Raw genomic sequence first — 11,385 nt, 5'->3', positions numbered from 1 at the left:
ATTTGTTGCAATAATTTTATTATGGTTCTAACTGAACACTCTCCACATTTATGAACAATTCTTTAAATAATAATAGTTTGCAAGATTCTAAATCCAATATTCTTGATTGGAATTTAGTTCAGGCTGAAATGAAAAATAAATTAGGACTAGATATTTACGAAAGTTGGCTTAAAAAAATAACTTTTGTCGAGGAAATCAATAATTATATCTTATTATCTGTACCTACTAGATTCATTCGTGATTGGATTACATCTAGATACTTAGATCAAATCTTGAAAATTATAAAAAATTATAAAAAAGAAATTGTTCGAATTGAATTCAAAATAACTGAAAATAAACCTACTTCAATTCAGGATGAAAATAATACTAATGTCATAGAAAATAAAGAAAATGTTTCTTTTATAAAAGACTCTTATTTACAATATAATCGAATAGATCCTAACAAAAATTTTGAAAACTTTATTACTGGCTCCAGCAATAAATTAGCATACGAAGCTTCTGTAAAAGTTTCAGAGAATATTTCACATTATAATCCACTTTATCTTTACGGTGGTGTTGGAATGGGCAAGACACATCTTTTAAATGCAATTGGTTATCATCTGAAAAGAGACAATAAGGTTATGTTTATATCGGCAGAACGTTTTATGTATCAATTTGTAAAATCAATCAAATCTAATGATATGGTCAAATTTAAAGAGTATTTTCGTAATACAGATATTTTGTTAATTGATGATATACAATTCATGAATGGTAAAGAGGCAATGCAAGAAGAATTTTTTCATACTTTTAATGCACTATTAGACAAAGGTTCTCAAATTATAATTTCTGCTGATAGATCTCCTAACAAGCTGTCAAGAATTCAGGAGAGGATAAAGTCAAGATTTGCAGGAGGTCTAGTTGTGGATATTCAAAAAACTGATTTAGCACTTAGAAAAAAAATCCTTGAAAGTAAAATTAGTGACTTAAATAATTTTTATCCTGAAAAGTTTAATATACCTGAGGAAATTAAGGATTTTATAAGCATTAAAATTACAACAAGTGTAAGAGAATTGGTGGGTGCAATAAATAGAATTATATCTTTTTCAAGAATTTATAACAAAATACCAAGCTTAGCTGAGACAAAAGTTATATTAAAAGATTTACTTAATTTAAATGAAAATAAAGTCACTATTGATCTCATTCAAACTATTGTGTGTAAATTTTTTAAGATTAGTAAAAATGAAATGCTTTCATCAAGAAGATCTAGGTACCTAGTGAGACCACGGCAAACAGCAATTTATTTAACAAAAATTTTAACTTCAAAATCTCTGCCTGAAATTGGAAGAGAGTTTTCAAATAGGGATCACACAACTATAATTCACTCAGTTAAAACTATTGAAAAATTAAAAGAAAAAGATCCAGATATGATTGCAAATATAGATAAACTAAAAAATCAAATATTATATAGCAATAAAGAAAATGAAATTTAATGTAAACCAACAAGACCTACAGCAAGCATTAAATTATTGTCAAGGAGTCATAGAAAAACGAAGTACACTTCCAATATTGTCAAACATATTGCTCGATGCACAAAATTCAAAACTCACTATAACAGCGACAGATTTAGACTTAATATTTATTAATCAAATAAATAACGTCGAGGTCATAGAGGAAGGAAAAACAACCACTACGTCGTCTACTATGTATGATATTGTTAGAAAACTCTCATCAGGAAAAAAAATAAATTTAACTTTAACAGACAATAGCAAACTTCATCTAGAATCAGAAAAATCTATTTTTAATTTAAATTGTATGCCCGCTTCGGAATTTCCTTTAACAGATGAAAATTTTAATGAGAATGAATTTAGCCTTAAATCAAAAGACCTATTAAAGTTGCTAAATAAATGTAAATTTTCTGTGTCAAATGATGAGACCAGACATTATTTAAGTGGAATTTATTTTCATCAAACAGAGGTTGAGGATAAGAATTACTTAACTGCAGTATCAACTGATAGTCATCGTATGTCCATTTCTAAACTCAGATTAAATGAAAAAAAAATTTTTGAACCGATTATATTACCTAAAAAGACTATTTTTCAATTAAGTTCATTATTAGAAAATTATGATGGTGAAGTAAAAATTTCAAATATGAAATCTAAGATAAAATTTGAATTAAATAATAGTATTTTAATTTCTAAGTTAATAGATGGAAAATTTCCTAATTACATTCAAGTAATTCCAAAAAATAATCAAAAAAAATTAGAAATTGACCTTAAAATTTTTCAAAGTTCGGTGGATAGAGTAGCCTCAGTATCGCTTGATAAAAAAGATGGTGTAAAATTTAGCTTAAGTAAAGATAAACTAGATTTGTCTGTAAATAATACCAACAGCGGTGATGGAAAAGAATCCCTTGTAGTGAAATTTGATCATGATTTAGAAATTAGTTTTAATTCTAAATATCTTATAGATGTTGCTTCACAATTAGATGGAAATAATATTGAAATGTTTCTAAATGATTCAGGTTCACCTGCGCTAATCAAAGATCCTGGTGATTTCGATAGTATTTTTGTAGTTATGCCTATGAAAGGTTAATTAAGCAATTTAAGTTCAGAATATATAGTTTTCTCTAAAATCCCTAAAAATTCTTCCTTGGAATAATCAGGTTTGATAGGTTCCAAAATTGAAATTGTAATTGTTTTGTTAATATCTTTCTTTCCTTTTTTTGGCCAGACGTAACCAGAATTAATAGCAACCGGTTGGCATTTTATTTTCAATTCTTCATAAATCCTTGATGCACCTTTTTTAAATGGAGGTTGTTCGTTGGGTAATACTCGAGTTCCTTGAGGAAAAATTATTATTGGTCGATTTGTGTTTGTAATTATTTTAGAAATATCTTCAAAAAAATTGATGTTTTCTTTCGATACTTTATTTCTTTTGATAGAAATTGATCCTATTTTTTTTAAGTACCAGCCAAAAATAGGTATCATAAGTAATTCTTTTTTTAAGATAAATACAGGAGAATTAAAAATCGTTTGTAGGAAAAAAGTTTCAAACATAGATTGATGAGAGGAAGCAATAAAAAATTTTTCATTTTTAATTAAATTTTCTTTACCTTTGACAATGATTTTTGTGGACAAGAAAATTTTTAAACAAATAGCAGCCCAATAACCCATTAACTTCCCACCAAAAAGTGTAAATTTTTGTGGTAAGATTAACGCTGGCAGAAAAATAATTGAAATTAAAATTATTCCTGAAAAAAAGAAAATTGAAAATAGAAAGTTTCTTATCATTAATTATCAAAAGCTAAATTATCTCATGGTGCTTTTGTCTTTTTTTAACTACTCTTATTTTAGATCCATTAATTAATATTTCTATAGGTTTAGGTCTAAGATTATAATTAGAACTGAGTGATATACCATAGGCACCTACATCGCAAATTGCGATAAAATCTTTCTCTTTTAGTTCTTGAAAATTTTTTATGGACGTAAACTTATCAGTGCTTTCACAAATTGGGCCAACAAATTCATAAATTTTCTTTGATTTTTTACCTCTTTTTAACAAAGGTAAGATTCGATGTACTGCACCATAAAGTGCGGGTCTCATTAAATCATTCATAGCAGCATCTATAATAACAAAATTTTTTTTATAACTCTCTTTTATGTAAATTACTTTTGAAATTAAAACTCCTGTGTTGCCGATTATTGATCTACCTGGCTCAAATATAATCTGAGATTTTTTATCCTTTAAAAATTTTTTAATTGCTGAATGATATTTTTTATAATTTAGTTTTTTATCATTATTGTATGGGATGCCCATACCTCCCCCAAGGTCAATAAAATCAAATTTATATTGAGTTTTTTTGATGATTTTATCTAATATTCTTAACATTTTTTCATAGGGTTTATGATCTAAAATTTGACTTCCAATATGAACACTTAAACATTTCAAATTAATATTTTTAGAATTCTTACAATATCTTACAAGTTCAAAAAATGTTTTATCATTAACTCCAAATTTATTATCTTTTTTACCTGTCGATATTTGGCTCAAAGTTTTCGCATCGGTATTTGGGTTTAATCTAATACCAATATTAACCTGTTTTTTTTTTATTTTAGCAATTTTATCAATTTCTATAATTTCACTTTTGGACTCTGAATTAATTAATAAAATATTTTTATCAATTGCAAAATTAATTTCTTTGGAAGTCTTACCAACTCCTGAAAAAACAATCTTATTTGGACTAATTCCAGCCTTAAGAGCCAACATTAATTCACCCATTGATACAACATCTGCTCCAAGTCCAAATTTTTTTATTTCTTTTATTAAATTTAAGTTAGTATTAGATTTAATAGCAAAACAAATTAATGGTGAGATGGATTTAAAATTTTTTTTAAAATCATTTATATTTTCTCTTAGTTGTTTATAAGAGTAACAATATGCAGGTGTTCCATATTTTTTAGCAATATTTTGCAGGATTGTATTTTCAATCTTAAGTTTACTATTTAAAAATCTCATTAAGCTTTATTTAGAAGGTAGCTTTGTATTTTTGAATTACTTTGAGATTCTTTATATACTGGGTCTCCTTTTTTTCCACAAGCAATCAATGTAGAAAATACAATTATTGCTAAAATAATTTTTTTTTTCATTTTTTTTTTTTATATTTCAATATCATTTTTTTAATATTATCAAAAGATGTTCCACCATATGATTTCTTAGAATTTACAGAATTCTTTAAATCAAACACTTTTAATACATCATTTGATAGTTTTGGTTCAATTTTTTTAAGCTCAGCCAGTGTTAATTGATCGAGATTTTTTTTCTTCTTTTCAGCAAAGTTCACAATATTAGCAGTCACTTTGTATGCTTTTCTAAATGGCATTGAGTGATTTTTTACGAGATAATCTGCAAGATCAGTTGCAGTCAAATATCCTGTGTTAGCTAATTCTATCATTTGTTTTTTATTTGGTGTAAAATTTTTAAGAATCTCATCAAGTATTTTTAAACAATTTTGCAGTGTATCATTCGATTTAAAAACAATTTCCTTATCGTCTTGAAGATCTTTGTAGTATGATAAAGGTAAACTTTTTAAAACTGTAAGCATAGAAAACAAATTACCATAAATAATTCCAGACTTTCCTCGTAAAAATTCCAAAAGATCTGGATTTTTTTTTTGTGGCATTATCGAAGAACCAGTTACAACTTTATCTGATAAATTTATTAACTTGAAAGCATCAGAGTTCCAAATGATAAGTTCCTCAGCTATTCTAGAAATATGCATGGCACAGACTGAAATAGAGTAAAGAAAATCTAGCACAAAATCCCTGTCAGAAATTGTATCTATTGAGTTATTAGTTGGTTTTGTAAATCCAAGTTTTTTTGTAGTGTAATTTCTATCAATATTAAAAGATGTTCCGGTTAAAGCGGCAACACCCAAAGGATTTTCATTTAAACTATCTAGATTGTTTATTAATCTCTTTTGATCTCTTTTAAACATTTCAACATAAGCCATCAAATAGTGGCCAAATGAAACTGGCTGAGCATTTTTTAAATGAGTAAATCCAGGCATAAGAGTATATATATTTTTCTCTGCAGCTCTTATTACACTTTTAATTACAATATCTAATAAAATATTAATTTCTTTGGTTGATGATTTCATCCAAATTTTCAAATCTGTAATCACCTGATCATTTCTGGATCGTGCCGTGTGAATAAAACCCGCATCTTCACCAATGATTTCAAAAAGTCTTTTTTCAATATTTATATGAATATCCTCATACTTTTTATTAAATTCAAATTTTTTGTTTGTTATTTCTTTTTTGATTTTGTTTAGACCATAAACAATCTTATTCTTTATTTTAAAAGAAATAATTTTTTGTTTAAATAACATTTCGACATGTGCAATAGATCCAATTATATCCTCTTTATATAGTCTCTTATCAACATCAATAGAATTTCCCACTTTTTGAAAAATTGATGAAGTGTTTTTTTTTATTCTATTGCCCCATATTGCCTGGTTGTTTTTATTTTTCGACATGATAATTAATTATACCTATTTAACATGAGATTTTTAATAATATTTGCTTTTTTAATATCGAATTGTGTAGCGACAGAAATCAAAGACATAAAAAATCTTGTTATCAATAAAGAGCTTAAAAAATATGATGGATTAACGTTTTTAGATGATCAGAGTAATGAAATTCAACTTGATCAATTTGAAGGCAATTTGGTTTTGCTCAATTTTTGGGCTACTTGGTGCGCCCCATGCAAAGAGGAAATGCCATCTCTTGATCAATTGCAATCTCAAAAAAATTTAGATAATTTAAAAATATTTCCGATTAATGTTGGTCAGGATAATTTAGAAAAAGCCTCCAAATTTTTTGAGGATTTAGGTATAGATAATCTTAAGATATATTTCGACCCACCAATTACCTTAGCGAAAAAGTTTGGACTAAGAGGAGTGCCCACCACAATTTTGATAAACAAGGATGGATATGAGTTTGCAAGAATTGTTGGTTCAATCGATTTTAAGAAAAAAAATTTTGTTGAATGGTTGGCAAGTTACAACTAATTTTTGAAAAAATATGCAAAACCAACCAAAGCAATTATTGCAATAAATTGAAGCAAAACTCTTAACTGCATTAATTTATTTGAATATTTTTTGCTGGTTTCACCACCTTTAAATAAAGTTCCGATACCAAGAATTAAAACAATCCCTACTGCCATTAACAAAATTATAGATAATATTTTAACTACTATTCCAGATAACATGAAGGTATTGTAGGGTGTTTTTAAAATAAAAAAACATAATTCACACACTATGACATTTTGCCTAGATTCAGTAATGGTCAAACCAGAGACTAATAAAAAGATTAAAAATGCTATCATCTTACTTCATGGTTATGGTGGTGATGGCAAGGATATTAGTATGCTCTCACTGAACTGGAAAAGACATTTACCTAATACTATTTTTATTTGTCCTAATGGTCATGAACCATGCAGTATAAACCCAAATGGATATCAGTGGTTTGATTTAAGCAAAGATGATCCAGAGTATATTTTGGATCAATCTATAAAGGCTGAAAAAAAGTTATCAAAATTTATTGATGAAATTAAAAATGAATTTAATTTTGAAAATAAACAAATTTGTTTATCTGGTTTTAGCCAAGGCTGCATGATGTCAATAAACTTAGGACTTACTTCTGAAGAACCTTTTAATTGTGTTGTGGGTTTTTCTGGAAAAATTATTGATGAAAAGGATTTGAAATTGAGAAAAAAAAACTCATCAAGTATTTTGTTAATTCATGGTGATTCTGATCAAGTTGTATCGCCAAATTTTATGTTAGAGGCAAAAGATTTTTTTATGAGAAATAACATAGACATTGAGACGCATCTCATAAAAAATTGTGACCATCATATTCCTGTAAATGCTTCAAGTATTGCATTGAATTATATCTTAAAAAAATTTAATAATTCCTAAATATTGAAAAAAATTTTTATTTAAGTTAAAATTTGATATGAATAATTTTATTGATCAAGATGTTTCACTAGAAAAATGTCCTGCACTAGTTTTAAATGCTGATTATAGACCATTGAGCTATTATCCTCTATCACTATGGTCATGGCAGGATACTGTTAAATCAGTTTTTTTAGATCGTGTAATTATAGTAAGTAATTACGATCGTGTAGTAAGAAGTCCTTCATTTAATATGCAATTGCCAAGTGTAATTGCTCTAAAAGATTATATTATTCCTCAATCTAAACCAAGTTTTACAAGATTTAATGTTTTTCTGAGAGATAAATTTTCCTGCCAGTATTGTGGCAGCAACGACGAATTAACTTTTGATCATTTATTGCCTAGATCAAAAGGTGGAGAAACTAATTGGGATAACGTTGTTACAGCATGTTCTGCTTGTAACGTTAAAAAGGGAGGTAAACTATTGAAATTATCGGGCATGAAACTGGCCCAACATCCTTATCAGCCTTCAACAGAAGATTTACATCGTAACGGAAAAAATTTTCCCCCAAATTATTTACATAAAAGCTGGATGGATTATTTATATTGGGATGTTGAATTAGAAGCTTAAGTTTTATACTTTTTCTGATATTCGAATTGCAATTTTTGAACCTGTTTTTATTATCTTATCCATAATTGAATAAATGCCTTTTTTGGTAGCTCCTTTTTCATAAGCAATATCCTTATGATGAAGCTCATCTTCTCTGAATTTTATAATTTTCTTTTTTAGATTTTTTTCTTCTGGACCAAGTTGATTTATTTGATCTTGGTAATGTTTATCTATTACTTCTTCAACGGAAGCAGTACATAGCATAGCTGCTTTTTTTCCAAGAATAGTAGACCCAAAACCTAAACCTACACCTAGAAGATCCCACAATGGTAAAAATTTTGTTGGCTCAATATTTCTTTTTTTTATTTCGTTTTCAAAAAATTGACAATGTTCAATTTCATGTTCTTTCATATCTTCAATTGTTTTTTTTAAATTATCATTTTTAACAATTGTATTTAAAGCTAATAACTGACCTTCATAAATTTTGACAGCACCCCTCTCACCTGCATGGTCAACTCTAATAAATTCTTCAACTCTACTATTTGTTTTTTTCATATTTAGTAAAAATTTTTGTTAGAGTTATAATAAATAATATACTTATTACAATATTAATAGTAGTAAGTGATAATCCTAAAATCTTAAATGTCACATCTTTACAGCTTATAGTCTTTTCACTTAATTTATTTAGTAATTCCTCTTTACTTATATTTTCAGAAAAGTTTTTTACACCACAAACAGTCGATTCTTGAAAAATGCCTTGTTCTATGCCGAAATGATACAATGAAATAAAAAAAGAAAAAATAAAAGTTAGTATTAAAAGCAAAATAAAAAAATTTCCATTTTTTTTTATAATAAACATTAGAGATATCAAAATTATACTTAACCCATAAGGGATTCTCTCTATCAAACATAAATTACATGGTTGGTGGCCTAGAATATGTTCTATAAAATAAGCAGAAATTAAAGCTATTAAACTAAAAAAAAAAATTATTTTCAAGTAAATTTCAGTTTTAAGATTAAACATGAGATTTAAAAATCAGATAAATTATTAAGGCAATAATAACAATTAATATTCCAACTATTGTAAACCATTTTGACCCATGCTTATCCATATATTCATTAAATAAATCACCGAACTTATAAGAAAGGTATGATATGATGAAAAATCTTAATCCTCGAGAAATTAAACTTATTAAAACAAAGATTAAAAAGTTAAATCCTATCAGGCCACTTGCAATTGTAAAAACTTTATATGGAAGAGGAGTAAAACCAGCTAAAAAAAGTACTCCTAACCAAGCATAAAAACCATTACTATTAACTAAGTTTTCTTTAATTTTTGATAATTTGTCCTCATAACCATAAAAACTCATAATGTGTGCTCCAAATTCAAAAAAGAACGCACCAATTAAATAACCAAGCATACCGCCTAAAACTGAAAAAATTGTAGTTATAAGAAAGATTTTAATAAAATCATTTTTTTTTGATATTACCATTGGAATAACCATTACATCTGGTGGAATAGGAAAAAATGAACTTTCAATAAAGGAGACTATTGCCAAATAATATTTAGAACTTTTGTGAGCTGCTAAATCTAAACATTTTTTGTAAAGACTTTTAAACATTTTTTGGTTTTAATATAATTTTAGTTCTTATACTATTTAATAAATTATTAAATAACTAGGGCGAATGGCGGAACTGGTAGACGCGCACGACTCAAAATCGTGTTTCGCAAGAAGTGAGAGTTCGATTCTCTCTTCGCCCACCAAATTATGGAATTAAGTAAAATTAACAGTTTAGTAGAACTTTTTTTTACGAAGTATAAGGAGTTAAACTCTACTTCTAATAAGCCATTTTTAAAGTGGTTAAAGGATAATAAGAAAGATTTTCTTACTTGGAAACAAGTTGAAAGAAATATTCAAATTTTATCTGAATATTTAAGAAAAAATTTGTCTAAAGGGGATAGGTGCATTTTATTATCTGAAAATCGACCTGAATGGCTTATTTCTGATATAGCCATAATGAACGCTGGTGGGGTAACAGTTCCTTTATTTACAACTTACTCAGAAAAAGATTATGAATATATCATTAATGATTGTAATCCAAAAATTTGTATTGTCTCAAATAATACTCAATTAAAAAAAATAGATAAATTCATTTCAGATAAAATAAAAGTTTTATCAATAGAAAATATAGATAAACAAATTGATAGTATAGAAAATATTTTTGAAAGATTTTCTAAAGAAAAAACTTTAGATCATTTAAGCTTTAACCAAAATATTGAAAGAAAAGATCTAGCTTGTATCATTTACACATCAGGAACAACTGGTAACCCTAAAGGTGTAATGCTGAGTCATGGGGGTATTTTATCTAATTGCGAGGGTGCGCAAGAAATTTTGAATTTGCTAGTTAAAGATAGTGAACCTGTTTTTTTGACTTGGCTACCTTTATCTCATTCATATGAACATGCTGTTCAATTTGTACAAATCACATTAGGAGCAAAAATTTATTATGCTGAAAGTTTAGAAAAATTGTTATCTAATATGTCAGTTGCTAAACCAACTATAATGACTGCTGTGCCTAGATTTTATCAAAATTTGTATAGCAAGATTTCGATTAATTTTTCAAAACAAACAGGTCTAAAGAAAAAATTAATATTCTCGACGATTTTGCTTGGAATAAAAAAACTAAATAATGAGAACATGAGCTTAAGAGAAAAAATACTAAATTATTTGTGTGAAAAACTTGTTAGACGAAAAATCAAAAATCAGTTTGGCGGAAACTTAAAGGCTTTTGTTTCTGGAGGGGGTGCGTTAGATCAAAAAATTGGAGAATTTTTGAATTCTATCGGACTGCCAACTTTACAAGGTTATGGCCTAACAGAAGCATCCCCAGTAGTAAGTTGCAATATACCTGAAAAAATCAAGATTGATACAGTTGGACCTCCTTTTAAAACCAATGAGGTGAAGATTGCACAGGATGGTGAAATTCTGGTCAAAGGAGAAAATGTAATGCTTGGTTACTGGAACATGAAAAAAGAAACAGATGATATACTTAAAAATGGTTGGTTACACACAGGAGATATAGGTGAAATTACAAAAGAGGGAAATTTGAAAATTACTGACAGAAAAAAAGAAATTATTGTAAATTCTGGTGGTGATAACATTTCACCTTCAAAAATTGAAAATTTATTGTGTCTTGACGACAAAATTAAACAAAGTTTTGTTTATGGAGACAAAAAAACTTATTTAGTTGCTTTAATTGTAACTGATAGTGAAAAAAATAAAAAAGAAATTGAATTATATATAGATGATCTAAATAAAAACTTATCTCTTGTTGAAAGAGT

The 11,385-nt window shown here is 27.2% G+C and carries 14 protein-coding genes and 1 tRNA gene; 7 read left to right on the top strand and 8 right to left on the bottom strand.

All coding sequences use genetic code 11. From position 1 onward, the window contains the following. Positions 1-50 precede the first annotated feature (50 nt). Together dnaA and dnaN are read left to right on the top strand one after the other, a co-directional pair. A complete protein-coding gene (gene dnaA, locus ACTT83_RS06055; RefSeq protein ID WP_440919196.1) occupies positions 51-1,469 on the top strand; it encodes a chromosomal replication initiator protein DnaA in 1,419 nt (472 codons plus the stop codon). Continuing rightward, positions 1,459-2,571 (top strand): DNA polymerase III subunit beta, encoded by a 1,113-nt coding sequence (dnaN, locus tag ACTT83_RS06050; RefSeq protein WP_440918057.1) that lies wholly within the window; start codon positions 1,459-1,461, stop codon positions 2,569-2,571. Before dnaA ends, dnaN begins: the two co-directional genes overlap by 11 nt. Here dnaN and ACTT83_RS06045 read toward each other — a convergent pair. From ACTT83_RS06045 to argH, 4 genes are read right to left on the bottom strand one after another with little or no spacing between them, the layout of a single operon-like run. Then, on the bottom strand, positions 2,568-3,269 hold the full coding sequence (locus ACTT83_RS06045; protein WP_440919195.1) for a lysophospholipid acyltransferase family protein: 702 nt from the start codon (positions 3,267-3,269) through the stop codon (positions 2,568-2,570). The two genes, dnaN and ACTT83_RS06045, sit on opposite strands and share 4 nt — an antisense overlap. Before the next feature lie 13 nt (positions 3,270-3,282). After that, the gene (gene lysA / locus ACTT83_RS06040) at positions 3,283-4,494 is read right to left on the bottom strand and encodes a diaminopimelate decarboxylase (RefSeq protein WP_440919194.1); all 1,212 of its coding nucleotides are present in this window, start codon (positions 4,492-4,494) and stop codon (positions 3,283-3,285) included. After that, positions 4,494-4,625, bottom strand: coding sequence for a hypothetical protein (locus ACTT83_RS06035; RefSeq protein ID WP_440919193.1), 132 nt, complete (start codon positions 4,623-4,625; stop codon positions 4,494-4,496). Before ACTT83_RS06035 ends, lysA begins: the two co-directional genes overlap by 1 nt. Beyond that, complete coding sequence (argH, locus tag ACTT83_RS06030) at positions 4,622-6,013, bottom strand: argininosuccinate lyase (protein WP_440919192.1); 1,392 nt, start codon at positions 6,011-6,013, stop codon at positions 4,622-4,624. Before argH ends, ACTT83_RS06035 begins: the two co-directional genes overlap by 4 nt. Positions 6,014-6,037: 24 nt before the next feature. Between argH and ACTT83_RS06025 the strand changes: the two genes are divergently transcribed. Continuing rightward, on the top strand, positions 6,038-6,547 hold the full coding sequence (locus ACTT83_RS06025) for a TlpA family protein disulfide reductase (protein ID WP_440919191.1): 510 nt from the start codon (positions 6,038-6,040) through the stop codon (positions 6,545-6,547). Here the strand turns inward: ACTT83_RS06025 and ACTT83_RS06020 are convergent. Continuing rightward, positions 6,544-6,747, bottom strand: coding sequence for a twin transmembrane helix small protein (locus ACTT83_RS06020; protein ID WP_440919190.1), 204 nt, complete (start codon positions 6,745-6,747; stop codon positions 6,544-6,546). The two genes, ACTT83_RS06025 and ACTT83_RS06020, sit on opposite strands and share 4 nt — an antisense overlap. Before the next feature lie 49 nt (positions 6,748-6,796). Between ACTT83_RS06020 and ACTT83_RS06015 the strand changes: the two genes are divergently transcribed. Next, entirely contained in the window at positions 6,797-7,456 is a 660-nt protein-coding gene (locus tag ACTT83_RS06015; RefSeq protein ID WP_440919189.1) for an alpha/beta hydrolase, read from the top strand. A 37-nt stretch (positions 7,457-7,493) separates the two neighbouring features. Beyond that, positions 7,494-8,063, top strand: coding sequence for an HNH endonuclease (locus ACTT83_RS06010; protein WP_440919188.1), 570 nt, complete (start codon positions 7,494-7,496; stop codon positions 8,061-8,063). 3 nt (positions 8,064-8,066) lie between these two features. Here ACTT83_RS06010 and ACTT83_RS06005 read toward each other — a convergent pair whose 3' ends face one another. The 3 genes from ACTT83_RS06005 to ACTT83_RS05995 are packed head-to-tail and all read right to left on the bottom strand — an operon-like array spanning position 8,067 to position 9,664. Continuing rightward, a complete protein-coding gene (locus ACTT83_RS06005) occupies positions 8,067-8,597 on the bottom strand; it encodes a demethoxyubiquinone hydroxylase family protein (RefSeq protein WP_440919187.1) in 531 nt (176 codons plus the stop codon). After that, positions 8,581-9,066, bottom strand: a complete 486-nt coding sequence (locus ACTT83_RS06000; protein WP_440919186.1) for a disulfide bond formation protein B — start codon at positions 9,064-9,066, stop codon at positions 8,581-8,583. Before ACTT83_RS06000 ends, ACTT83_RS06005 begins: the two co-directional genes overlap by 17 nt. Further along, complete coding sequence (locus ACTT83_RS05995) at positions 9,059-9,664, bottom strand: YqaA family protein (RefSeq protein WP_440919185.1); 606 nt, start codon at positions 9,662-9,664, stop codon at positions 9,059-9,061. Before ACTT83_RS05995 ends, ACTT83_RS06000 begins: the two co-directional genes overlap by 8 nt. 58 nt (positions 9,665-9,722) lie before the next feature. Here ACTT83_RS05995 and ACTT83_RS05990 point away from each other — a divergent pair. Together ACTT83_RS05990 and ACTT83_RS05985 are read left to right on the top strand one after the other, a co-directional pair. After that, a tRNA-Leu gene (locus ACTT83_RS05990) sits at positions 9,723-9,807 on the top strand. Positions 9,808-9,811: 4 nt separating this feature from the next. Further along, a partial coding sequence (locus ACTT83_RS05985) for an AMP-dependent synthetase/ligase (protein ID WP_440919184.1) occupies positions 9,812-11,385 on the top strand: 1,574 nt, incomplete at its 3' end.

Source organism: Candidatus Pelagibacter sp. (assembly GCF_052049775.1).
GTDB lineage: Bacteria > Pseudomonadota > Alphaproteobacteria > Pelagibacterales > Pelagibacteraceae > Pelagibacter.
The sequence above is the reverse complement of the archived record's forward strand: the minus strand, read 5'-3'. Positions and strand labels throughout refer to the sequence as shown.